Source organism: Granulicella aggregans, assembly GCF_025685565.1.
GTDB classification, from domain to species: Bacteria; Acidobacteriota; Terriglobia; order Terriglobales; family Acidobacteriaceae; genus Edaphobacter; species Edaphobacter aggregans_B.
This window is the reverse complement of record NZ_JAGSYE010000003.1, coordinates 502,969-527,835: the sequence shown is the minus strand read 5'-3', so window position 1 is coordinate 527,835 and position 24,867 is coordinate 502,969. Positions and strand designations below refer to the sequence as shown.

Genomic DNA, 24,867 nt, shown 5'->3' with positions numbered 1-24,867 from the left:
CAGGTATTATGAGTGGTCGCAGCATCGAGGGTGATCATGTCTAAAAGTGTTTTCAAGATTGCGGGAGTTCTCTCGCTTGCGTGTCTTCTAGGTGGACTGAACCAGTCGAAGGAAGCATTGGCTCAGGGTGCGCCAGTAGCTCAGGTAAACGGATATGAGCCGAAGTGGTGGAAAGAGGCCGTCGTCTATCAGATCTATCCGCGGTCGTTCAAAGACTCGAACGGCGATGGCATCGGCGACCTGAACGGCATCACGGAGAAGCTCGACTACCTGCAGAAGCTGGGCGTGAATGTGATCTGGCTGAGTCCGCACTACGACTCGCCGAACGCGGATAACGGCTACGATATCCGCGACTACGAAAAGGTGATGAAGGAGTTCGGCACCATGGCGGACTTCGACAAGATGCTGGCTGGCATCAAGCAGCGGCATATGCGGCTCATCATCGACCTGGTGGTGAATCACACCTCGGACGAACATAAATGGTTCGTCGAGAGCGCGAAGAGTAAGACCAATCCGTACCGGGACTATTACATCTGGCGCGACGGTAAGCCGAACCCTGCAGCGCCGAATGGCTTCGATCCGCCGAATAACTACCCTAGCTTCTTCTCTGGTTCGGCGTGGCAGTACAGCGCGCCGACGAAGCAGTTCTACCTGCATCTCTTCGCGGTGAAGCAGCCAGACTTGAACTGGGAGAACCCAAAGGTGCGCGAGTCGGTCTACAGCCTGATGCGGTTCTGGCTGGACAAGGGAGTCGATGGCTTCCGCATGGATGTGATCCCGTTGATCTCGAAGCAGCCCGGCCTGCCTGACCTCGCACCGGGGACGGACTATGTGAAGCTGTGGGCGAATGGGCCTCATCGCGACGAGTACCTGCAGGAGATGAATAAGAAGGCGTTGAGCGCCTATGACACGATGACCGTGGGAGAAGCGATCGGTATCACGCTTGAGGAAGAGCCAAAGATCATCGATGACAGTCGACATGAGTTGAATCTGGTCTTCAACTTCGATGCGATGCGGATCAGCCGTGGCGACGGTTACTCGGCGCGCAAGTGGACGTTGCCGCAGTTCAAGGCCATCTATACCAATCACGCGAATGTGTTGGGGAAGACGAGTTGGGACACGGTGTTTCTTTCGAACCACGACGCTCCAAGGGTTGTCTCGACCTTCGGGGATGATTCGGCGGAGTTCCGCGTGCCATCGGCGAAGTTGCTCGAGACGATGATTCTGACGCTGCGCGGCACGCCGTTTCTCTACGAAGGCGATGAGTTGGGCATGACGAACTATCCGTTCACCAAACTCTCTCAGTTCGACGACATCGAGGTGAAGAACGCTTACAAGGCAAAGGTGCTGACCGGCAAGATGACGGAGGCGGAGTTTATTGCGGGGGCTCATCAGTTTGGGCGCGACAACTCACGAACGCCGATGCAGTGGGACGCGACTTCGAATGGCGGATTCACGACTGGCGATAAGCCGTGGCTTGCAGTGAATCCGAACTACAAGGAGATCAACGCTGCATCGGAGGTTGCGGACAAGGACTCAGTGTTCGCCTATACGCAGCAGTTGATCGCGCTGCATCATGCGCACAAGGCGCTTGTGTATGGCGACTACAAGGACCTTGACCCGGAGAACGAGAAGGTATTTGCCTATACGCGAACGCTTGGTGACGAAAAGTTCCTCGTGGTGCTGAACTTTGGAGGAGCGGCAACGCAGTTCACATTGCCAGATGGCCTAACGCCGAGTTCGCTCGTTCTGAGTAATCTTCCAGCGGGTTTGCCTGACGATGGCGGGACGTTGAAGCTGCGGCCCTGGGAGACGCGAATATACAGGTATTAGCTATCGAGTGACAGGAACATAACCCTGCCAGACGTATTCGAGAGCTTCACCAAGTGTCTGCCGTCTCACTGCCTGATCGACGTGCCCAGCATTGCGCGCGAACACGAACTGATAGTGATATCCCTTCGCGGCAAGCACCTCGGCCATCTTCTCGTTGGCCAGCACCCAGTCGTGCATCTCGTCGCGCATGATGTTTGGGTTGAGCAGGTCGCGGTCGCCGACCTCAAGCCATAGCCGAAGCGGTTTGCGCGTGGTGTTCGGGATAAGGTGCTCGTGAAACTCCCACGCACCATGCGGAGTCTCAGCCGAGTACGGCCACTGCTGATTCACGTAAGTGCCGGAGTAAGTCAGGACGCGGTGATAAAGCTCCGGGTGATACCAGGCCATGATCAGAGCGCATGACCCACCGGAGCTTCCGCCTGTGGTGGCGCGGCCGTCGGGGTCTTTCGTTAGCTTGACGTGATACTTCGCTTCGACTTCCGGCAGGACTTCGGTTTCTACAAACTCGGCGTAGCGGCCGGACATGGTGTCGTACTCGAGGCCGCGTTCGCTGCCCTGAGCATCACCTCCGCCGTTGCTGATCGAGATGGCAATCATGGCTGGAACGCGTTTCTGTGCGATGAGATTGTCGAGCACGGTGAAGAGCGTACGGTCGGGCCCGTCAGCTCCGACGATGAATGGCGCGATCGTTCCGGCGATGTACTGCTTCGGGATGTAGACGCTCACCTTGCGGCTGTAAGGAGCAGGATGGCTGGTGGTGACGATGAGCTTGCTCGGTTCCGCAGGATCGACCGTGCCGAAGGTTCCGGGCTCACGCGCGATGCCGGGGTAGAGCTTGCTGTCGGGGGAGTTCATGGTGAACTCAAAGATCGAGCCCTGTGGCACGCCGGTCTGCGGCAGACTCTCGGGAACGCTCGTATGAGTCGGGCCGAGGATGAAGTTGCCATCGGCGTTCTTCGGAGGAAGTTGGCCATCCGGCAACTCCGTTGCCGCAGGATATCCCGGAGTGAGTGGGTCGCGAGCAGGCGGCGTGGGCCGTGCCTGACCAAACATAGGGGCAAGCGCCACGCTCGCAGCGAATGCAACCCCAGCGAGCGTGGCGAGCTTCCTCATGGCGATCAATATCCCGTAGCCGGAGGCGTTGTGGCCGCCTGGCCATTGAGCTCCGCGATGATGCGGACGCTTGCGCTGGCACCGATGCGCGTAGCACCGGCGTTTAGCATTGCCGTCGCATCGGTCAAAGAGCGGATGCCGCCTGAGGCCTTTACGCCAGCGTGATTTCCTGCAACTCCGCGCAGTAATGCGATGTCGTCGGCGGTCGCTCCGCCGGTCGAGAAGCCAGTGCTGGTCTTGAGGAAGTCGGCACCGGCTGAGAGGGCAAGGTCGGCGGCGCGAAGTTTTTCTTCGAAGGTGAGCAGGCAGGTCTCGAGGATCACCTTTACGATGGCACCCCCAGCGTGGGCCAGCTCCACGACGCCGCGAATGTCCTGGCGTACCGCTTCGAAGTCTTCTTTCTGGCCAGACTTGAGCAGGCCGACGTTGAGGACCATGTCCACATCGTGAGCGCCGAGCTTCAACACGCGGACGGTCTCGTCGCGCTTGGAGCTGGAGAGCGTCGCGCCGAGAGGGAAGCCGATGACCACGCCTACGGGAACGCCGGTTCCGGCGAGCGCATGTACGGCGGTTGAGACCCATGTGGGATTGACCATAGCGCAGGCAAAGCGATGCTCAGCCGCCTCGGCGCACAGGGTCAGCACCTGCGAGCGCGTCGCTTCGGGCTTCAGCAGCGTGTGGTCGAGGACGGCGGCTAGGTTGGCAGGGGAGCTAAGTGTATGAGCGGCAAAGGCGGCGGCGTCGAATGCGGGTAGATCGGAGATGGCAACGGTGTTCAAGGAAGCTCCTGCGGGTCATTCGGTGTTGCGGGGAGGTTAGCACGGCCCCGTTTCAGGAGACGTGCGTCTACGGGTAAAAGTATGAACTATCCGGAGTACGGTTGGCGAGGCCAAGCGGCATGGGTCGTTCCGCTGGGGCCGGACATCTAATCACCGTGGGTAAAAACGGAAAACACGACCTGAAGCTTTCTGTACTCGATCAATCACCCGTGCCCGAGGGAAGTACGCCCGGGCAGGCGCTGGCGAACTCCATCGCCCTGGCGCGACGGGTGGATGAACTGGGCTATCGTCGATTCTGGATGTCCGAGCATCATGCGATGGACACACTGGCATGCACGGCTCCGGAGATCATGCTCTCGCGCATCGGCGCGGAGACGAAGCGGATACGGCTTGGGTCGGGCGGAATCATGCTGCCGCACTACTCCGCATTCAAGGTGGCAGAGGTCTTTCGCACATTGCATGCGCTCTATCCGGGACGAATAGATCTTGGGATCGGGCGCGCTCCGGGTGGCGGGCCGGTGGAGTCGCTGGCGCTGAAGCGCGACCGCAAGACGGGGATGGCAGACGATTTTTCGGAGCAGGTGAGTGAGCTGCTGGCGTACTTCGGCGAGGGATTTCCCGAGCGCCATCCCTTTGCGAAGATGCGTGTTTCGCCGGAGATGCCGGGCGCTCCGGATCTGTGGATGCTTGGATCGAGCATGTGGAGTTCCGCCGCTGCGGCCAACTTTGGCTTGCCCTACGCGTTCGCCCATTTCTTTAGTCCCGTCCACACGCGCGCGGCGATCGAAGCCTACCAGCGTGGATTTCTTGCCAGTGGCCGTATTGATGGCCGGGAGAGACCGGAGGCGACGATTGCTGTCGGTGTCATCTGCGCGGAGACCGATGAGGAGGCCGATTATCTCGCCTCAAGCGTGCGCGTGCTGCAACGCCGGATCAGGCTGGGAGATCGCCGGCCCGTCGCATCTCCAGAAGCCGCGCTGCGCGAGCTACAGGTCTTTGGCGATATCGCCGTCGAAGAGGGCGAGTGGCCACGGTATTTCGTGGGAACTCCGACGACGGTGGGCAAACGGCTGAGGGCGATGGCGGCTGAACTAGGCATCGGTGAGCTGATCGTCAACACAATTGCGTGGGATCACGCGGCGCGCATCAGGAGCTACGAGCTGTTGGCTGGGGAGTTCGACTTGAATTAGGTAATAATTCAAGCATGGTGAACTTGTTCAAGGCAGCGACGCTGGTGTGTCTTTCGTTTTCGATGATGGTGGGCGCTGCGGTGGCGCAGGAGAAGATGCCCGGTGACGACCTGGCAAAGGACTTCAAGGTTCCAGCGGTTGATCGCGACTACGACAAGCGCGTTGTGATGGTGCCGATGCGCGATGGGACGAAGCTGTATACCGTAATCGTCGTGCCGAAGGGCGCGAAGGGCGCTCCGATCCTGCTGACTCGAACTTGCTATAACGCTGCGGCGCGAGCGGCGCGGTCAGAGTCGCCGAAGATGATCGAGGCGCTGCCGCTGAGCGACGAAGGCTTTGTGGCTGCTGGATACATCCGCGTCTATCAGGACGTGCGCGGAAAGTATGGGTCGGAAGGGCCTTATCTGATGACGCCGCCGCCGGTAAACTCCGGCTTCAACCCGACCGGTGCGGACGATACGACCGACGCCTACGACACGATCGACTGGCTGGTGAAGAACGTTCCCGAGACGAACGGACGCGTGGGCATGATCGGGTCGTCGTACGAGGGATTCACGGTGGTGATGGCGCTGCTCGCACCGCACCCGGCTCTGAAGGTGGCCGCTCCCGAGAGCCCCATGGTGGATGGCTGGATGGGCGACGACTGGTTCCACTACGGAGCATTCCGGCAGAACAATCTCGACTACTTCCTGGGCCAGACCTCGATGCGTGGTGCAGGGGCGAAGGTTCCGCGCGCGGGGCGGGATGATTACTCGAACTACCTCACAGCAGGTTCGGCGGGAGACTTTGCTCGGGCGCTGGGCGAGGACCAGCTTCCTTACTGGAAGACGGTCGAGGAGCATCCGTCCTACGACGCCTTCTGGCAGAGTCAGGCGCTGGATAAGTTGATCGCGAAGGCTCCGATGACGGTGCCAACGATGTGGGAGCAGGGTCTATGGGACCAGGAGGATATGTGGGGAGCTATCCACAGCTTCCGCGCACTGGAGGCGAAGGACACGCATCACCTTAACCACCTCGTGATGGGCCCCTGGCGGCATAGCCAGATCAACCGCGAAGGCCGGACGCTTGGCCCTTTCACCTGGGCGACCGACACGGCGGCGCAGTGGCGCAAGGACGTTCTGCTGCCGTTCTTCAACGAGTATCTGAAGCCCGGATCGCCGAAGGTGGAGACGCCGAAGACGTGGATCTACAACCCCGGCGAGGACCGCTGGGAGACTCCCAAGGCGTGGCCGGCGAGCTGTGAAGTTGGGTGCCCAGTGGCATCGAAGCCGCTCTATCTCACGGCGGGCGGGAAGTTATCGTTCGATCCGCCGAATGCCGGTGCAGAGTTCGATGAGTATGTCTCCGACCCGGCCAAGCCCGTACCGTACCGTCCGAGGCCGATTGCCGCGGACGACAGAGATGGCTGGGGAAACTGGCTGCTCATGGATCAGCGCTTTGTCGATGGGCGGCCGGATGTGTTGACCTACGAGACCGAGCCACTGAAGGAAGCGATGAAGCTCTCGGGAGAACCTGTGGCACATCTCTTCGCCTCGACCAGTGGCACGGATTCGGACTGGGTGGTTAAGGTGATCGACGTCTATCCGGACCGGATGACTCCTCCTGTCGAGATGAGCGGATACGAACTCCCGCTGGCGACGGACATCTTTCGCGGTCGCTACCGGACGAGCTTCGAGCACCCTTCCGCGCTGACACCGAACGAGCCGCTGGAGTTCAAGTTCGGGCTGCCGATGATCAACCACACCTTCAAGCCGGGGCATCGGATCATGGTGCAGGTGCAATCGACGCTGTTTCCGCTGTACGACCGGAACCCGCAGACCTTTGTGCCGAACATCTTCGATGCGAAGGTCGGCGACTATCACAAGGCGACTGAGCGCATCTGGCACAAGCCGGGGACGGCGAGCTATGTAAGCCTGCCGGTTGTACCGGTCACGGAGTAAGGGTCAAGTAGACTAGTTACCCAGTGGTGCGCGTCAGCAATCCTGACAGGCCTCAACCGTTCGGGTGCCCCATCCATCCTCGCGTCTTTTGCGAGGATGGGTGGGATGATTGCCGATCGAACAAGACGTATGGCTTTGAACTTTCCTGGAGATTATTCGTGAGAAATCGTCTGTTCTTGTCCCTGTTGGTTGGAATGTTTTCCATCGCAGGCGTTGCCGCCGCGCAGGAGAAGCCATGGCCGATCAAGGTCGTCATCGTCACGACGTTTGAGCCAGGTGAGGACACCGGCGACGCACCCGGAGAGTTTCAGTACTGGGTGGAGCGCGAGCATCTCGACGAGAAGATCGACTTTCCGGGGGGAGTTCGGGCGCTGCGAATCAACAAGTCGCATGATGTGCTCGGCATCGTGACCGGGATGACCCTCTCGAACGCGGGGCCGTCGATGATGGCGCTGGGGCTCGATCCGCGATTCGATCTCACCCATGCTTACTTTCTCGTAGCTGGGATTGCCGGTGTCGACCCCAAGATTGGATCGATCGGGACGGCTGCGTGGGCGAGCTACGTGGTGGGCGATATCTCGCGCCAGATCGACAGCCGCGAGGCTCCCGCAAACTGGCCGTACGGGATGTTTGTCATCGGAGCGCATGAGCCCAATGTGCTTCCCAAAACGCAGATGTCCAACAACTTATATGAGTTGAACGGGAAGCTGGCGCACTGGGCCTATCTTGAAACGAGGGATGTGAAGATTCCCGATAATGCTGCGATGCAGCAATCGCGCGTTGGCTGGGATGGCTTCCCCAAGGCCGGCGAACCGCCGGTGGTGCTCGAAGGCGACAGCTTCGCATCGGACACTTATTGGCATGGCAAGATCATGACCGGATATGCCGAGGACTGGGTAAAGCTGTGGACCGTCGGGCGCGGCACGTTTGCGATGACCAACATGGAAGACTCGGCGATCGCCGAGGCGATGCACCGGCTCGACCGGCTGCATCGCGCGGACTATCAACGGCTGCTGGTGTTGCGCGTTGGAAGCAACTACAGCATGCCGAAGCCGGGGAAGACGGCGCTAGAGAGCGTGAGTATGCCGTACATCAAGTCGACGGCGTTCGAATCGACATGGCTGGTGGGAAGCGCTGTCGTCCATGAACTGGTGACAAAGTGGGACACATACCGGGACCAGACCCCTGGAAAGTGAACCGCGTAACAATTCGAAGGCCGTAAATCGATGGATGGACTGGCCCGGTATTCCCGCTTTGGTCAACAGCGGACAAAGCCGGACAGCCATCCATTTTTCTTGAAATTCTTCCTTTACATCCCACACTATTTCCGCAATGATGGCAGGCGTCGCTGCAGGCGTGATCTCTTGACCGCTCGATGGAGCGACGTTCCTGTGCGGGCTAACGGGTTAGGGGCAAGAAATCAAGAAATATTTTTCTCAGCCGAAAACCAGAATTATTTTTCTCACGTAAGTGATTCAGATCGGAAAAACCTATGAGCGGACCCATGAACAGACTTGGATTTGATCTGGCAGTGAGATGCCTCTGTGCTTCGTCGCTTAGCCTGCTGCTGGTTGCCTGCGGAGATTCCGGGTCGTCAACCAAGACGCCGACGAACACCGTGGGCGACGTGAGCGGAGGGTATGTCTTCCACGCGAGCGGGACTGACTCGAACGACGGTGATTACTCCGTCCTCGGTAGCTTTGTCGCGGATGGAAAAGGAAATATCTCCAGTGCGGTCGCGGACTATAACCTGGGTTCGGGCATTGACCCAAATGTTCCTTTGACCGGGACCTACACGGTGAGCGGCACTATTGCGACGTTCAACCTTACCGACGGCGCTTCGGTCAAGGACTCCTTCTCTGCGAACCTCGCAGTCTCAGGAACCACGCCGCTCCAGAACTTCGACGGTTCAGGCAGCGGAATGCTTTATAAGCAGACCACCTCGGGCTTTGTGACGCCGGGAACATACAGCTTCTCGCTGACTGGCGAAGGTCAGGGAACAATCTCTGGCAGCGGACAGTTCGTCGCCGGTACGGGCGGAACGTTTACCGGCGGCAACATGACCTTCACCGACGCACAGACATCGCTGAGCTACCCGACCGTGACCGGCTTCCTGGCGACTCCGTTGACGAACGGTCGCGGACAGGCAGCTCTGGTCGGAAGTAATCTCGCCTATTACGTGGTCGGACCCAACCAGATTCTCATGCTCGGGCTCAACGATCAGAACCTTCTATACATTCCGGCGACCAAACAATAGGCATTTGGAACAATGGCCCGCTCTGCGGGCCAATGGGGGAAACATGAAGCACACGAAGAACTGGATGCGCGCAGTTGTGGCTTTCACGGTGATGGCCGGCACGGTTGCTTTCCTGACCCTGGCGCCAGCGAAGCAGATGAAGAAAGTGTACGGCTCTGACCATCGCGAGGCTCCAACGGTCGACGGCCTGCCAGAAGGCGACATCACCGACCTGTATTCCTTTACCGACCCGAACGACTCGACTCGCGTCGTCTTCATCATGAACGTGAACCCGTTTGCTCAGGCGGCTGAAGGCGGAAGCTATGCCTTCTCTCCCGAGATGCTCTACCAGTTCAAGATCGATAACACCGGTGACGCCCGCGAAGACCAGGTCATCCAGATCGTCTTCGACCAGCCCGGACAGGGGCAGACCGCCTCGGTCTACGGTCCGGCTGTACCCACAACCACAGGATCTCGCAACACCTTGGTGACCAGCGCGCCCACGGCGACGGGTAAGTTTGGTACCGTCTTCGGTAGCTCGAGTGCCGTGCAGGCGTATGTGGGACTCCGCGACGATCCCTTCGTCTTCGACTTCGCCCAGTTCACACGCATCCTGAATGGCAGCCAGGACCTCTTCCGCGCAGTCGGCCCCTTCCGCGGCCGCCCAGTTCGCTCCGATGGCACCAGCGGCGTCGACACCTTCGCCGGCTTCAACGTGACCTCTATTGCGATCTCGGTGCCGAAGAGCATGTTGCGTGGCAGCACCTCGATGATTAACGTCTGGGCAACGGTCAGCAAGCTTGTTCCGACGCGCCACGGCCAGAATACCTATGACCAGTTCGAGCGCCAGGGACAACAGGCATTCGCTACGATCTTTGTACCGAGCGGCGCGCCTCGTGATGCCTTCAACTTCGCGATCCCTGAAAACGATGTTGCCAGCTACTCCAGCCTGGTGCCGGACGCTCTGACCACTACCGACAACGATGGTACGGGCAACACCATCGCTGGACGAGCTGCCTTGCTCCAGGCCGAAGGCGTAGCGGCACTGCCGAACGGAGCTCCGCTTCTGTTGCCCGCCAGCTTCGGCAATACCAGCAAGGACCTCCTCCGCATTGCCCTTCTGCCAGACGTGCAGCGACTCGATCTAGATCTTCCGTTCGGTACTTTGGCTATCGGCCAGTTCGGTCTGCAAAACGGTCGTCCGCTCGACTACTCAACGATCGACGTTCCTTTGCAACTTCTGCGTCAACTCACGGATGTGCAGTTTCCTGCGGGCGTAACCGGCGGCGGTACGCTGGGAACCAGGGCCGCGTTGAACTGCACCGCGTTCCCGCAGTGCCAGGATCGTCGCGTCTTGGTCGTCCTGCAAGGTACGCAGTTCATCAAGCCTGACAACACCATCACCAACTATCTCGATGGCAACGATTATCCGTTCCTCGCGACCTTCCCGTACATCCCGGCTCCGCATCCGCTTCCAGGAGCTCCAGGGACGATCGATTACCCGACGCAGCAGTAGAATTGTGCGGAGCAATTGATCACGGGGATCTGGTATGAAACAACATGCTTGGATGATCCAGACGAGGGCCTTTCTGAAGGCCCTCCTTGTCTTCATGGCCATCTTTCTGGCAATCGCACAGTCGGCGTTCGCACAGGAGAAGCCTCTTCCGGCGGACAAAGCCTCCGATGCTCGGATACGCTTCTGGCAGATGCAGGTTGCCCGAGACACGGAGTACTGGGGCAGCTACAACGAGCTTGCCGCGGCTTATGCGCAGAAGGCGCGCGAGACCGGCGATATCAGCTACTTCCAACTCGCCGAAGGATCTCTTGAACAGTCCTTGAAGTTCGAATCGACGCACAAGGAGGCTGCGCCAGCGTTCGCGCAACTGGCCACGGTGCATCTCTCCGAGCACAAGTTTCGAGAGGCAGGAGAGGACGCCGAGAAGGCCATCAAGCTGCTGCCGACCGACCTTGCGGCCTATCCCTATGCGGGCGACGCCCAACTTGAGCAGGGCAACTACGACGCGGCGCAGAAGTTCTACGACTACGTAAAGCCTCCCGAGGATGGAACGCAGCATCCAGGAATCGAGTTTCTGGCGGCAAGTCACGGAGCCGGACTGCATTGGATCAAAGGCGACACCGCAAAGGCATTTGACGATCTCGAACGGGCGATCGTTCTTGGCAAAGAGATGCACATGCCTGCGGAGAACCTCGCCTGGACCGAGTTCATGCTGGGCGAACAGAGCTTTCAGTTAGGCGACTTCATCAAGGCCGAGGAGCGCGAGGACAACTCGCTTCGCGACTTCCCGAAGTATCACCGCGCGCTGGCCGCGATGGGGCAGATACGCGCCGCGCAGGGGAGACTGCCGGAGGCGATCGACTTATACAAGCAGGCGATCGCCATCATCCCGCTGCCGCTCTATCTCACGGCCCTGGGCGATGTCTATACGGTGACCGGCGACAAGGCGAACGCCGAGAAGCAGTATGCGACAGTAGAGTTCATCGGACGTCTGAACGAGATCAACCAGCAGGTCTACAACCGCGAGTTGGCCTTGTTTTATGCTGACCATGACCGTAAGCTTCCCGAAGCTCTGAAGCTTGCGCGCAAGGAGTTCGAGGTGCGCCACGATGTCTATACATCCGACGCGCTCGCCTGGGCGTTTTTGAAGAATGGCCAGACGCAGGATGCGAAGGAAGAGATCGAGCGCGCGATGCGGATGGGGACAAAGGACGCTCTGATGGAGTATCACGCAGGCATGATCTACGCGGCGGCGGGCGATAGGGCGAAGGCAGCAGAGCATCTTGAGCGCGCTCTCGCCATCAATCCGCAGTTCCATGTTCTCTTTGCTCCGCAGACGCAGAAGATGGTCGCGGCCTTGAAGGCGCAGACGCAGACAACGGTTGGGGTGAATGCTGGCGGAGAACATGCAAGCCAGAACTAGGATGATGCGAAGGGGTTCGCTCGTGGCTCGGGCCATGCCGCCTGTGTTGATGATGGTCTGTGCGGTCTCGTGCCTCGCCCATCCGATGGGCAACTTCAGCATCAATCACTACTCCGGCATTCATATTGATCGAGATGCGATTGAAGTCCGCTACATCATCGATATCGCCGAGATTCCGACCTACCAGGAGATCCAGAATGCGGGCATCGTCGCGCGGGTGGGCGATGCGACTCTGCGGCCTTATCTCGCGCAGCAGTTAGTGGCTTGGGAGAAAGGGCTTCGCCTTGAAGTAAACGGGGAAGCGATCAAGCTGACCGCCGGCAAGCCCAGCGTGATCTTTCCACCGGGAGCGGGCGGCCTGCCCACGATGAAGATCGGAGTAGTCTATCGCGGACGGGTTCCCGATGCGGCGAAGAGCGGCCAGATCCGGTTGCATTATTCAGATGGCAACTACGAGGGCCACGCTGGCTGGAAAGAGATCGTCGTGAACGCCAGCAGCGATGTGACGATTGACGGGCCAAAGCCGTTCGCTGTCGACCGCAGCGCGCAGTTGACCGACTATCCCACAAATCTCCTCAACAGCCCACCGCAGGACCTTGAAGCGGAGTTCAACTACTCGGTCGCAGCGCCTCTTATTGCCGACACCAAGCCCGTAGCTCCATCTGCGGCTCCGGCCCCGGCAAAGCCGACGAAGATCGACGCGATCGAAAAGGCAACTCCGGTGCAGACCTCCGTAGTCGCAACGACCCAAGCCGCACCCGAGCCAGACCTGAAGCTGCAGGCAAACCGGCAGGCCACTCCACGCAACAAGTTCACTGAGCTCATGGCCACACCAGGGCTGGGTCTGGGCTTCCTGCTTACCGCCGCGTTTCTCGCCGCTGGTCTGGGAGCGATGCACGCCCTCGAACCCGGCCACGGAAAGACCATCGTCGCCGCGTATCTCGTCGGTTCACGCGGCAAGACGCGGCACGCCGTCGGCCTCGGAATGCTGGTCACGGCTGCCCACACGGCAGGCGTATATCTCCTCGGTGCCGTCGTGCTCTATGCATCGAAGTACGTCATCCCAGAACAGGTCTATCCCTGGCTCAGCATCTTCTCCGGCCTGGTCATCGCGGTCATGGCGGCGTACATGCTCCTGCGCGCATGGACTGGCGTGGAAGAGCCGAATGAAGATGCGAACGGCGTGATGCACTCGCACTGGTACTCGAAGAAGCGCATCGACGCACCAGCTACGAGCGACAAGAGCGTCTCCCTGAAACAGCTGCTGCTGCTGGGCATCACGGGCGGCATCATCCCATGTCCGGCTGCGCTTGTGGTTCTGCTCAGCGCCGTCTCGCTGCATCGCATTGGCCTGGGACTCTTTCTGATCGTGTGCTTCAGCCTCGGCCTTGCGACGGTGCTCATCGCGATTGGCGTTGCCATGGTGCGCGCACGAACGCTGCTCTCGCGTTGGCGGTCCGATTCGCCATGGATTCAGCGCTATATACCGATGGCCTCGGCAACGGCGATGCTGATTGCGGGCCTGGCGATTGCGGCCACTGCTCTCCCCGTAACCGGGATTTCGTTACACTGGGGCTCGCTCACGGATGGCCACGCAGGATCGTTCCTCGCCATTGTCGTTCTGGGCCTTGTGCTCGGCATGCGGCACTCGACCGACCCCGACCATGTCGTCGCCGTCTCAACCATCGTCAGCCGCGAGCGCTCGGTGAAGCAGGGCGCGGTCATCGGCATGATGTGGGGCTTCGGACACACGATCACCATCTTTATCGTTGGCGCGGCAATCATCCTCTTCAACCTCACCATCCCTCCGCGCATCGGGCTCTCCATGGAGATGGCGGTGGCCGCAATGCTGATCCTGCTTGGCGTGCTTAACCTGACGGGAGTGCTGCGAAAGCTGACCGACCGTTTCACTCCACAGTCGAAGCCCGATGGTCTGATGGACAATCGAGCGCAGCCCTCAGGATTCTTCGGCAGGATGCTCGCACGTTTCGGCTACTACCAGTTGCTGCGCCCACTGGCCATCGGCCTTGTGCACGGGCTTGCGGGCTCTGCAGCCGTCGCTCTGTTAGTGCTGTCGATGATTCACAGCCCCGCGTGGGCCATTGCGTACCTCGTCATCTTCGGTCTCGGAACAGTCGCGGGCATGATGCTGATGACCACGGTCATGGCGATTCCGATAGCGCTTACAGGCCAGCGTTCGACGCGCTTCCTTACGACCGCCTCTGGCTTGGTCAGCGTCTGCTTCGGTCTCTTCCTTGTCTACCACCTTGGCTTCGTGGATGGCCTGTTCACCAGCCACGTCCACTGGACACCCGAGTAAACGCACGTAGGCCGAAGCACCTCGCGTTCGTGCGCTCTTCAGACAGATGCGATACCTTTTAGCCAGAGGTTCGCTGATGGTTCCCCCGAGATCTTCCCGCCGCAGCTTTCTTGCCACCTCATCAGGCGCTGCGGCGGCAACGCTGTTTGCGCGTGGCTTTGCGACCACCGCTCTTGGGCAGTCTGAGCCTGCCGACTACTCGTTGACCATAGCAAACACGCCCATCGAGCTTTCGCCCAAGCACACTGTCTCCGTCACGACGTACAACGGGCAGTTCCCTGGGCCGCTGCTGCGATTCAAGGAAGGACAGCGTGTCACCGTCGATGTACGCAACGACACCGACGTCCCTGAGCAACTGCACTGGCACGGGCAGACGCTGCCGCCGGAGGTGGACGGAGCGGCGGAGGAGGGAACTCCGTACGTCGCCCCACACAGTAGCCAGCGAATCTCCTTTGTGCCCGGTCCATCAGGCTTCCGCTTCTATCACACGCACGTGCGCGCGGGCAGCGATCTGGGCCGCGGACAGTACAGCGGTCTCGTCGGGCCCGTGTGTATCGAGACGAAAGAGAACCCCGGTCGTTACGATCGCGAGGTCTTCCTGACGTTGAAGGAGTTCGAACCGACTTTCAGCCGCGGCGGCGACATGGACATGGACTTCCTCTCGCCCGCGGCCACAGTGAAGACGCTGAAAGACACAGGCGAATCCGCAATGAAGGCGTCGCTCGCCAAGGGGATGCCGAAGGGATTCGAGGTCGGCTATGGAGCCTTCACAATCAACGGCAAGATGCTCGGCCATGGCGAGCCGATCCTCGTCAAACGCGGCGAGCGCATTCTGTTCCATGTTCTGAACGGCAGCGCCGGAGAGATTCGCAGCCTTGCGCTTCCTCGCCACACGTTCACTATCGTGGCTATGGATGGCAACCCCCTGCCGAAGCCTGTACGAGTGCCGTACCTCTGGATTGGCACCGCCGAGCGCATCTCGGCCATCGTTGAGATGAATCATCCGGGCGTGTGGATCATGGGCGATACCGGGGATGACGACCGTCATCATGGCATGGGCATCGTCTTGGAATATGCAGGTGCGGCGGGCAAGCCGCAATGGGTCGCGCCCAGGCCGTTCAAGTGGAACTACGCTGCGTTCGGACATGCGGCAGCTCCTGGCGTCCCGCCCGACGACGTCTTCGAGATGACCTTCGCGAAGGACAACGCCGCGATCGCGGGCTTCAATCGTTGGACGATCAACGGTATCGCCTACCCCGATGACCAGATGATGGCGAAGCCAATGTTTCTTCTGACGCAGGGCAAGCGATACCGGCTGAAGATGCGCAATGCGAGCGACGACATCCATCCCATCCATCTGCACCGCCACAGCTTTGAGCTGACGAAGATCGCTGGGCAGTCGACCAGCGGCGTGATGAAGGACGTTGTGATGGTGGGTGGCTATCAGGAGGTCGAGGTGGACTTTGTTGCCAGCAATCCTGGGCCGACCTTGTTCCACTGTCACCAGCAACTGCACATGGACTACGGCTTCATGGCGTTGTTCGACTACGCGTAGAGACTTACTGCAGACGTACTCGTCCGTGGTAGAAGAACTGCCCTAGCCCAACAGTAAACAGCCAGCAGCCATAGAGCGCGTGCTCGATCGACGAGGTCAGCAGGCTGCCGGTCACGCTGTATCGCCAGGCAAAGATCAGGCCGCCGATAAACGTGAGCGTCACCGCAAGCGGATTGCGAAAGACAATGTGCATGAAGCTGAACGCCGCGGCGCTGGCAAGGATGATCGCCCACTCCGATGAGAAGAGCGAGGCGTAGCGGTGCATCAGGAAGCTGCGGTAGATGATGCCCTGCGGATAGACCGACAGGATCGGATAGAGCACCATCACCGCCGCCCACAGGCGCGGGTGCATGCGGACGAAGCTGAAGAGAAGCTCGGGCGCGAAGAGCCTTACGCCGATGAAGATCAGCATCGCTCCGATTGCGAAGATGACGAGGATAGAGGCAAGCTGCCCGGCGACTGGGTGTGGGTTCCACAGGCGAGAGCGGTCGAAGGTGGGGTCACTCCGAAGCTGCCAGTAGCAGTAGAGCGTGATTACCCACAGGACGGGAAGCGCAGGCAGCGGCCACGGAGAGAACCGGTAGGCAAGTGGGAAGGCGACGAAGAGAAGGAGGAACTCGGCGATGAGCGCGGCGGGCAGCATAGGATCTCCGTACTCAGTGCTTGGCCACATAAACAAACCGCAGCGCGAAGAGCGTTGCGAGGATGTAGAGCATCCAGTCCTTCTTGCGGGCGCGGCCGGTCAGAATCTGCAGCGCGGCGTAACTGGTAAGGCCGAAGCTCAGTCCGTCCGCAATGGAATATGTAAGCGGAATGGTCACAAGTGTCAGGAACGCCGGAATCGCAATGGTAGGCTCGTGCCACTCGATGGTGCCGACGCCTGCGAGCATCAGGCCTCCGACGATGATCAGCGCAGGCGACGTCGCGAAGGTCGGAATCGCGCCGACCAGCGGGGCCACAAACATCGCGACTAAGAAGAGCAGGCCGGTGACGATGGCCGTGACGCCGGTTCGTCCACCCTCCGCGACTCCAGCAGCTGACTCGATATAGCTGGTCACGGTACTGGTGCCGGAGAGCGCGCCGAAGACCGTAGCGCTGGCGTCCGCGAAGAAGATGCGCTCGAGACGCGGAATAGTGTGGTCCTTCGACATCAGGCCGGCGCGCTCTGCCACCGCAACGAGCGTGCCGATGTTGTCGAAGAGATCGACGAAGAGGAAGACGAAGATGATCTCGAGCGCTCCATGCTGCAGGGCTCCACGCACATCGAGGTGGAACGCCGTGGCTTTGATGGCGGAGATGCTGTACGGTGTCGGCTGCCAATGAACACGGTGGAGCGCGATGCCGAGCAGTAGCGTTCCCAGGATGCCGATCAGCATCGAGGCCTTCACGCGCAGCACCTGCAGCACCGCGATCAGCATGATGCCGAAGAGAGCGAGCGCGGTCTCGGGCGAACTCATGTTGCCCAACGTGACCGTCGTTGCGGGGCTGGGCACGATGATGTTTGCATTGCGCAGACCGACAAAGGCGATGAAGAGCCCGATCCCTCCAGCTACGGCCGCGTGGAGCTGGTGAGGAATCGACTCTAGCAGTTTCTGGCGAACGCCGGTAAACGTGAGCGCCAGAAAGATCAGCCCGGAAAGTAAAACAGCGCCAAGCGCGGCCTCCCAACTGATGCCCATCTTCTTCACGACGGTGTACGTGAAGTAGGCGTTCAGCCCCATGCCCGGCGCCAGCGCCAACGGATAGTTTGCGATCGAGCCCATCAGGATGCTGCCGAAGGCCGCGCAGAGACAGGTTGCGGCGGTGACGGCGGCAAGCGGCATCCCGGTCTGCGAGAGGATGCTGGGGTTCACGAAGATGATGTACGCCATCGTGATGAAGGTGGTCAGGCCGGCAAGGGACTCGGTGCGCCAGTTAGTGTTCAGCCGTTCAAAGCCGAAGTAGCGTTCGAGGGAGTGGCGCATTAAGGGCAGGTCTCTCGCGTGGGACTGGATTTGAATTGATTCTCTAAAGGATAGAGCATTTCGCGGGAGAGCGGCGAATGGCGTCTCAGTCGCCGTACGCTACGCTCCGTTGACCCGGTCCACATGTGCGACCGTCTTGGCTAGTCGCGCCTGCCCATGTTGCGCGAAGCGGGTCTCTACACGCACATAGATGTGCTCGATACGGCTGACGCGGTAGGCGGCATGCTGGATCGGCGATGAGTCACCAGGGAGCAGCACAATATCTCCCGGTTCGGGCAGTGTGTGCAGCGTTTCGAGCGGCACCAGATTGATGGTAGTGCCGTCTTCAAGGTTGAACTCCAGGCAGTTCTCGCTATAGCTCAGCCCCGCGCGCGCCTGCTTCGCCTCTTCGCGGGCCTTCCATGACTGGTAGTACGTTCCAATGAGTGTGGGGAGACCTACCAGAAAGCTGAAGAGACTCGTATAAGGGGATAGGCTGTTTACCGGAATCATGGTTCGCTTTCTGCAGGCAAAATAAGCTCGACGATGGAGTGAAGCGGCTCGGCCAATTCTGGGTTGATCTACTGTCAGCGTCATCTTATCGCTTCGGGCGCAAACTGTTGATGATGCCAGCGTCAATGTGGAGGTTGTTGTGCAGGTTGATCAGTTGAAAGAGCTGCTGGGGCTCAAACCACATCCCCAGGAGGGCGGATGGTACGTCCGAACCTACGAGTCGGCGGAGCTGGTGCCAGCGGAAACCTTCGCCGATGGCCGATACGATGGTCCGCGCCGGACGAGCACAGCCATCTACTATTTTCTTGAGCCGGAGACGTTCAGCGAGATGCATTTGTTGCAGTCCGATGAGATCTTCCACTTCTACGCGGGCGACGCGGTAGAGATGCTGCAACTCTTCGACGACGGCACGGGCAGAAGAGTTGTGATCGGCAATGACTTCGCTGCGGGCAATCGGCCGCAGGTCGTAGTGGAGCGCGGCGTATGGCAGGGGTCGCGACTGGTGCCTGGTGGAAAGTGGGCGCTGCTGGGATGCACGGTCAGCCCTGGGTTTGAGTTCGTCGATTACTCCGAAGGGAAGCGAGCCGAGCTGACAGACAAATGGCCGGAGTGGACTGAACTGATTGCGGCGCTGACAAAGACGTAGCGCGGTCCGTGATTTCGCACGAATGCCCCATTCATGCGATGAGATTGCATGAGTGGACATTCGTGCGGTTTGGGCGAAGCTTCGCCCGGGCCCAACAGCTAAACGGCGTATGCGCCCGAGGTAGCCTTGTCCCAGATCGCGCTGAGGTCTGTGGGTCCGGTGCCGTAGTCCGTGCGCATGGCGATTGTTGGCGACGCGGGAAGCTCGGTGAGTTGAAAGTGGTCGAAGTCGCCCAACGACCCCTTCCAGTCGCCGCCCCACTCCAGGCCCTGTGCCTTCATCGCGGCGACCATGTGCTGGAACTGCGGTGTCGAGGCGTTCCAGTTAAGTTGTCCGCCATTTCCCGTCATGTACGGGACGATGTCCGCGGCGAGGCCGTAGTTATGCATGGACTGGCCGGCCCTTGCATTGGTCACGATCTTGCCGGTTGTTGTGCGGCCCTGCGCGTAGAGCGCGTTCTGCTCTTCCGCCGTGCGCAGGCCACAGACTACGAGGATGAAGGTTCCTTCTGCGTTCAGCGCATCGGATGCAGCGCGAACCTTGGAGGCGAACTCGGGGCAGACATTGCTGAGGGCGGCTTCACTGCGGGTGTCCATGGACTCTCCTGGTTTGTAGATTTCAAACGGGGCCCGAGAATTCGCGAAAGAGAATCTCTTCAGCGCAACATTGTGTTCCAAATTGGGCTATCGTGTCTCTTATTTTTAGTTACTTTGCGGAGTCAATGGCTCGTACTTCAGGTGCGGCAAGCGCTGGAGGTGCGTGATTGCGTCGTCGGCCCGGGCGCGTAGCTGCACTAACTCTATTGGGGATTTCCTGCGCAGTGTCGTGTAGGGCATTTGCAGGCGGAAGTTGTTTCCGAGCACGGCCTCATTACGCTCCAGGAAGGTCCAGTAAAGGGCAGTAAACGGGCACGATCCTTCGCCGGTGGAGCGTTTCGGATCGTACTGGCAGTGGTCGCAGAAGTTCGACATCTTGTTGATGTAAGCGGCTCCGGAGACGTAGGGCTTGGTGGCGGTGAGGCCGCCATCCGCATAAGTAGACATGCCGAGAACATTGGTCTCCACCACCCAGTCGTAGGCGTCGACGTAGGCGAACCAGAACCAGTTCGTAAGCTGCCGAGGTGAAAATCCGCAGAGCGTAGCCAGGTTCGAGAGCACCATGAGGCGGGTGATGTGGTGCGACCAGCCTTCCTCGATGACCTGCGCGACGACGGTGTCGAGGCAGTGCAAGCCTGATTTAACTCCCCAGTAAGCCGCAGGAAGCGGCAGAGAAGCTGACAACGCGGAAGGTGTCGCACCGGCATAGGGATCTTGCTGCGGCATCGATCCTTCTTCTTGTGCAACAGTATCGGCCAGCAGACGATATCCATCCGTCTGCTGGTGGAGATGCCGCATGAACTCGCGCCATCCGAGTATCTGGCGGATAAACCCCTCAGCGCTTGCAAGCGGGATACGGCCTTCCGTGCAGGCGCGTTCCACATCGGCGATCATCTGCGCTGGCAAGATGCGACCCAGGTTGATCAGTCCCGAAAGGCGGCTGTGGAAGAGCTGGAGTTCATCGTCGCGCATGGCGTCTTCGTAGGGGTCGAAGTGCGGCAACAGATGTTCGAGCGCGAACGCCCACGCGGCGTCTGCGTCCTGCTGCGTGGTGGGAGAGTCGAAGTTCTCGATCGAGCCGAAGTGATGTGGATAGGTCTCCCGCACCAGCGCGATGACCTCTTTTGTAACCAGATCGGGAGCAAATGCAGGCGGCGTGGGGATGCGCGGCTGGCCCTTGTAGGGCTTGCGGTTTTCTGCGTCGAAGGAGAACTTGCCACCTATCGGCTTACCCTTGTCCATGAGGATGCCGGTCTGCTGGCGCTGGGCTCGATAGAAGCGGTCCATGACGTAGGCCCGGCCTGCCTTGTAAGCTCCGAAGACGTTCAGAAAGTCCTCGGTGGTGGAAAGCCAGGTTGTGTCGGGCACCATCTTCATCTTGAGTCCTGCTTGAATCGCAGCGTCGATGTCGATGCGAAGCTCACGCTCCGCAGGCTCCATCATGGTGATCTTTGGCAGTGGAAGCTCGCGCTGCAACTGTAACAGCGCCTGCGCGTGGCTGTGCTCCGAAAAGTGATAGATGACCTTGCAGCCGCGAGCGGCCTGCTCCAGCGCAAAGTGGCGCATATTGGAGATCAGGAGGACGAGCTTCTTCTTGTGATACGGGCGGCGATGGGCCTTGGCGGTGGATTCGACGATGACGATGCCGGTCTCCGAAGCGGGCTGTTCGGCAATCGGCCCGGTGCGGTCGGTGAAGCGATCGTAGGGGACGAAGATCCAGCGTCGGCCTTGCAACTCCTCTGGAGTGGGGTAGGCGAGTTGAACCTGCTCGGCGAAGGGGGCCATGTTCTTAGGCTATCGAGCGACGCAATCCCGCTTATGGTGGGGTGAACATTTGCGGACGAAAGTTGCTCTACGAGAAGATCACCGTCTTGTTCGCGTAAGAAAGAATGCGGTGGGCCAGATGCCAGCGGACGGCGCGCGAGAGTACCAGGCGCTCAAGGTCGCGGCCCTTCTGAATCAGGTCGGGCAACTGGTCACTCTGGGCGACGCGGGTTACGTCCTGCTCGATGATCGGTCCCTCGTCCAGCTCTTCGGTGACGTAGTGGCTGGTCGCGCCGATCAGCTTGACGCCGCGTGCGAACGCCGCGTGATACGGCTTCGCCCCGGTAAAGGCGGGAAGAAACGAGTGGTGGACATTGATGATCCGGAGCGGATGCGCTTGCACAAAGCGAGGCAACAGAATCTGCATGTAACGGGCGAGGACGATCAGGTCGATGTTGTTGGCAGCGAGCAGGTCGAGGTGTTGTTGTTCTACAGCCTCCTTGGTCGCCGCAGTGACGGGCGTGAAGTGGAAGGGAACTCCATAAAACTCAGCCAGCGGACGCGCGCTTTCGTGGTTGCTGACGATCAGCGCAAGCTCGCAGGGAAGCTCGCCGGTCTGGTGCCGGTGCAGCAGGTCGGCAAGGCAGTGTAGGTAGTGCGAGACGAAGATCGCGACCTTCTGCGGCCGTGCCGGAAAAGTGATCTTCCAATCAAGGTTCATCTGCGCGGCCAGCGGCGCAAAGATCTCGCGAAACTGCGAGTCGTCGCAGGGACGGTCGGTCTCGAACTCGACGCGCATGAAGAAAAGGCCAAGGGCGGCATCCTGATGCTGATCGGCGTTCAGGACGTTGGCGTCGTAGTTATCGACGAGGAAGTTCGCGATGGCGGCGACAAGGCCTTTGCGGTCGGGGCAATCGATGAGCAGGACGGCTGTGGTCGGCATAGTCAGTCTCGAGAAGTTTACAGGACGAGTATTGCGTGACCTGTCTAGCGGTCTGCTTGACAGGTGGCCTATGCGTGAAAGACCCTTTGGCTTGCTGGCCTTAACCGGCGGCAAGGGGAGCGAGTCGATGAAGCATTCTGATCCGGTTCAAGGCAGGTCACTCAGCCGTCGCAGGCTGCTCGCATCGGCGGCCACCGTTGCTGCCGCGGGTCTGGTTCCGCGCTGGGCGATGGCGGAAGATGCGGTAGCCAATCTGGCTTCTGACCCGCGCCGCCCGCAGTTCCACCTGCTGCCAGCAAAGAACTGGATGAATGACCCTAATGGGCCGGTCTACTTCAACGGCAAGTACCACATGTTCTGCCAGTTCAATCCGCTGGCCGCGGTCTGGGGCGACATGAGCTGGTATCACTCCGAGAGCCCGGACATGCTGCACTGGACGCATCTGCCCCTAGCGATGACGCCGACGCCGGACAGTCCGGATTCGTTCGGCTGCTTCTCTGGTTCGGCGATCAAGGTGGGCAAACGTGTCTATCAGGTTTACACCGGCACGAAGCTGACCACGCCAGACCTCGCAACCATCCGCGATGGCGAGAACAAGATCCAGGAGTCGCAGTGCATCGCCTGGTCGGACGATCCGGCTCTGGTGAAGTGGACGAAGCTGCCCGAGCCGATCATTCCGCTGCCGCCGCCGGGAATGAAGATCACCGGCTTCCGCGATCCTTCGGCCTGGAAACAGGGCGACTGGTACTACATGACCGTCGGCTCCGGCGAGGCCGAGGTAGGCGGCTGCGTGCTGCTCTATCGCACCAAGAAGCTCGATGATCCGAAGTCCTGGGAGTACCTGCACAAACTCACCAGTGGCGAGTGGAACGGCAAGAAGACCGCCAACCCATGCGACGACGGCGAGATGTGGGAGTGCCCGGACTTCTTCGCGCTCGATGGCGGCCATGTGCTCATCTACTCCACGCTGGGCAAGGTCATCTGGGAGTCAGGCCACCTGGACGAAGCGACGATGACCTTCACCAAGAAGAAGACGGGAGAGCTCGATCTAGGCGCGTTCTACGCCCCCAAGACGCAGCTCGACGCGAAGGGCCGCCGAATCTTATGGGGATGGATCCAGGAGAAGCGTAGCGACGCGGAGATGAAGGTGGCAGGATGGTCCGGGATGATGAGTCTGCCGCGTGTGCTGAGTCTGGATAAGGACGGGACGCTGCGGATCAAGTCGCTGCCGGAGGCAACGAGACTGCGGGGGACGGAATTGCCCTATCAGGAGACGCGCGCAGGTATTCTCAGAACGCTTCCAAAGGCGACCGGCGAGGTGCTATGTACAGGCGGTCAAGATGCAACGATGCAGCTCAAGATGAGTTCAAACCAAGGTGAACTACTACAGGTGACCTATGAACCCGATACTCACAAGGTTCTAGTCGATGGCAAAGAGATCGGTCTAGAGCCGACCGATCTACCTTCGCTGCACGCCTACGTCGATGGCTCGGTAATTGAACTGATCGTGAGCGACCGGATCGGCTACACGAAGCGCTTTTATTACCCTGGCTCAATGGCTCCAGATATAGAGGTACACGCGACGGGGTCGACGAGCGTGACGCTGACCGGATGGAAGATCTCGCCCATCTCCAAAGACCGCCTGACTACGCCGAAGTTCACCATCTAGCCTCGCACTGAAGTTCAAAGGACGAACGAATGAAGTTTGGAGTAAGTGCGTTTGCGTGGACGGCAAAGTTCCAGGAGCGGCATCTGCCCTTGTTGGCGTGGGCCCGCGAGGCCGGCTTTGATGGCTTCGAGATTGCCATGTTCGCTCCCGGCGATCTGCCAGCCTCATCCCTGCGCCAGGCTTATGAGGAGAGCGGTCTGGAATGTACCGTCTGCGCGATCCTTCCAGCGGGCATCAACCCCATCAGTCCCGACGCTTCAGTCAGGCGGCGCTCCATCGAGCACCTGATCGAGTGCGTCGAAACCGCGGCAGAGATCGGATCCCATCTGCTCGGCGGCCCGCTCTTCGCGCCTATCGGATATCTGCCCCCGCACCGGCCAACCGGCGACGAGATGCTTTGGGCCATTGAGGCGTTTCAGGCTGTTGGCGAGTCACTTGACGAGCACGATATGACCCTCTCGCTTGAGCCGGTGAACCGCGCGGAGACCTTCTTCATCCGCACCGCAGCCGAGGCACGAGCACTCTGCGATGCGATTGGCAATCCACGCATCGGCGTGACGATCGACACGTTCCACGCGAACATCGAGGAAAAGAGCTTGCCACTGGCCATCGAATCGCTTGGCCCCCAGCTGAAGCACATTCACATCAGCGAGAACGATCGCGGAGTTCCGGGAACGGGGCACGTAGGCTTTCCCGCCGTCATCGAATCGCTGAAGAAGATCGGCTATCAGGGCTACCTTACGGTGGAAGGCTTCGGCTACTGTTTGCAGGAGACAGACGGCCCGGGGTGGCTCTGGGCCGAGACTGGCGTTACCCCGGAAGATGTCGCGGTGAAGGGCCTCGCGTATCTCAAGGGGCTGTTGAAATAAACAGCAGCACCGGATGCGA

General features: G+C 60.0%; 20 protein-coding genes. 12 read left to right on the top strand and 8 right to left on the bottom strand.

Going from position 1 to position 24,867, the window contains the following annotated elements; translation table 11 throughout:
* Positions 1-36: 36 nt before the first annotated feature.
* Positions 37-1,833 (top strand): glycoside hydrolase family 13 protein, encoded by a 1,797-nt coding sequence (locus OHL18_RS17435; RefSeq protein ID WP_263376150.1) that lies wholly within the window; start codon positions 37-39, stop codon positions 1,831-1,833.
* On the opposite strand, the gene OHL18_RS17430 is transcribed toward OHL18_RS17435, so the two are convergent.
* Together OHL18_RS17430 and deoC are read right to left on the bottom strand one after the other, a co-directional pair.
* A complete protein-coding gene (locus OHL18_RS17430) occupies positions 1,834-2,946 on the bottom strand; it encodes an alpha/beta hydrolase (RefSeq protein ID WP_263376149.1) in 1,113 nt (370 codons plus the stop codon).
* A gap of 5 nt (positions 2,947-2,951) precedes the next feature.
* On the bottom strand, positions 2,952-3,725 hold the full coding sequence (gene deoC, locus OHL18_RS17425) for a deoxyribose-phosphate aldolase (protein ID WP_263376148.1): 774 nt from the start codon (positions 3,723-3,725) through the stop codon (positions 2,952-2,954).
* 119 nt (positions 3,726-3,844) lie between these two features.
* On the opposite strand from deoC, the gene OHL18_RS17420 reads away from it, so the two are divergent.
* From OHL18_RS17420 to OHL18_RS17385, 8 genes are all read left to right on the top strand, one after another.
* Positions 3,845-4,915 (top strand): LLM class flavin-dependent oxidoreductase, encoded by a 1,071-nt coding sequence (locus OHL18_RS17420; RefSeq protein ID WP_263376147.1) that lies wholly within the window; start codon positions 3,845-3,847, stop codon positions 4,913-4,915.
* Between the two features lie 14 nt (positions 4,916-4,929).
* Positions 4,930-6,855 carry a CocE/NonD family hydrolase gene (locus OHL18_RS17415; protein WP_263376146.1) on the top strand — a complete coding sequence of 642 codons (1,926 nt, stop codon included), beginning with the start codon at positions 4,930-4,932 and terminating at the stop codon, positions 6,853-6,855.
* A gap of 158 nt (positions 6,856-7,013) precedes the next feature.
* A complete protein-coding gene (locus OHL18_RS17410) occupies positions 7,014-8,051 on the top strand; it encodes a purine nucleoside permease (RefSeq protein WP_263376145.1) in 1,038 nt (345 codons plus the stop codon).
* A 308-nt stretch (positions 8,052-8,359) separates the two neighbouring features.
* The gene (locus OHL18_RS17405; RefSeq protein ID WP_263376144.1) at positions 8,360-9,112 is read left to right on the top strand and encodes a hypothetical protein; all 753 of its coding nucleotides are present in this window, start codon (positions 8,360-8,362) and stop codon (positions 9,110-9,112) included.
* A gap of 43 nt (positions 9,113-9,155) precedes the next feature.
* Positions 9,156-10,607, top strand: coding sequence for a DUF4331 domain-containing protein (locus tag OHL18_RS17400; RefSeq protein ID WP_263376143.1), 1,452 nt, complete (start codon positions 9,156-9,158; stop codon positions 10,605-10,607).
* 34 nt (positions 10,608-10,641) lie between these two features.
* Positions 10,642-12,030 carry a tetratricopeptide repeat protein gene (locus tag OHL18_RS17395; RefSeq protein ID WP_263376142.1) on the top strand — a complete coding sequence of 463 codons (1,389 nt, stop codon included), beginning with the start codon at positions 10,642-10,644 and terminating at the stop codon, positions 12,028-12,030.
* A gap of 34 nt (positions 12,031-12,064) precedes the next feature.
* Positions 12,065-14,350, top strand: coding sequence for a HoxN/HupN/NixA family nickel/cobalt transporter (locus tag OHL18_RS17390; RefSeq protein WP_263376141.1), 2,286 nt, complete (start codon positions 12,065-12,067; stop codon positions 14,348-14,350).
* 76 nt (positions 14,351-14,426) lie between these two features.
* Positions 14,427-15,905 (top strand): multicopper oxidase family protein, encoded by a 1,479-nt coding sequence (locus OHL18_RS17385; protein WP_263376140.1) that lies wholly within the window; start codon positions 14,427-14,429, stop codon positions 15,903-15,905.
* Between the two features lie 4 nt (positions 15,906-15,909).
* On the opposite strand, the gene OHL18_RS17380 is transcribed toward OHL18_RS17385, so the two are convergent.
* The 3 genes from OHL18_RS17380 to OHL18_RS17370 form a co-directional block, all read right to left on the bottom strand.
* Complete coding sequence (locus OHL18_RS17380; protein ID WP_263376139.1) at positions 15,910-16,548, bottom strand: CPBP family intramembrane glutamic endopeptidase; 639 nt, start codon at positions 16,546-16,548, stop codon at positions 15,910-15,912.
* A 13-nt stretch (positions 16,549-16,561) separates the two neighbouring features.
* Positions 16,562-17,869, bottom strand: a complete 1,308-nt coding sequence (locus OHL18_RS17375; RefSeq protein WP_263376138.1) for an NCS2 family permease — start codon at positions 17,867-17,869, stop codon at positions 16,562-16,564.
* Positions 17,870-17,968: 99 nt separating this feature from the next.
* The gene (locus OHL18_RS17370) at positions 17,969-18,361 is read right to left on the bottom strand and encodes a hypothetical protein (protein ID WP_263376137.1); all 393 of its coding nucleotides are present in this window, start codon (positions 18,359-18,361) and stop codon (positions 17,969-17,971) included.
* A 139-nt stretch (positions 18,362-18,500) separates the two neighbouring features.
* Here OHL18_RS17370 and OHL18_RS17365 point away from each other — a divergent pair, with 139 nt between their 5' ends.
* Entirely contained in the window at positions 18,501-19,007 is a 507-nt protein-coding gene (locus OHL18_RS17365; RefSeq protein WP_263376136.1) for a cupin domain-containing protein, read from the top strand.
* 98 nt (positions 19,008-19,105) lie between these two features.
* Here the strand turns inward: OHL18_RS17365 and OHL18_RS17360 are convergent, their stop codons facing one another.
* The 3 genes from OHL18_RS17360 to purU all read right to left on the bottom strand — a co-directional run bounded on the left by OHL18_RS17360 (position 19,106) and on the right by purU (position 22,310).
* Complete coding sequence (locus tag OHL18_RS17360; protein WP_263376135.1) at positions 19,106-19,603, bottom strand: M15 family metallopeptidase; 498 nt, start codon at positions 19,601-19,603, stop codon at positions 19,106-19,108.
* A 105-nt stretch (positions 19,604-19,708) separates the two neighbouring features.
* Positions 19,709-21,388 (bottom strand): cryptochrome/photolyase family protein, encoded by a 1,680-nt coding sequence (locus tag OHL18_RS17355; protein WP_263376134.1) that lies wholly within the window; start codon positions 21,386-21,388, stop codon positions 19,709-19,711.
* Between the two features lie 67 nt (positions 21,389-21,455).
* The gene (gene purU / locus OHL18_RS17350) at positions 21,456-22,310 is read right to left on the bottom strand and encodes a formyltetrahydrofolate deformylase (protein ID WP_263376133.1); all 855 of its coding nucleotides are present in this window, start codon (positions 22,308-22,310) and stop codon (positions 21,456-21,458) included.
* Between the two features lie 127 nt (positions 22,311-22,437).
* Here purU and OHL18_RS17345 point away from each other — a divergent pair, with 127 nt between their 5' ends.
* Both OHL18_RS17345 and OHL18_RS17340 read left to right on the top strand, forming a co-directional pair.
* Entirely contained in the window at positions 22,438-23,979 is a 1,542-nt protein-coding gene (locus OHL18_RS17345; protein WP_263376132.1) for a glycoside hydrolase family 32 protein, read from the top strand.
* Between the two features lie 29 nt (positions 23,980-24,008).
* Positions 24,009-24,848 carry a sugar phosphate isomerase/epimerase family protein gene (locus tag OHL18_RS17340; RefSeq protein ID WP_263376131.1) on the top strand — a complete coding sequence of 280 codons (840 nt, stop codon included), beginning with the start codon at positions 24,009-24,011 and terminating at the stop codon, positions 24,846-24,848.
* Positions 24,849-24,867 lie beyond the last annotated feature (19 nt).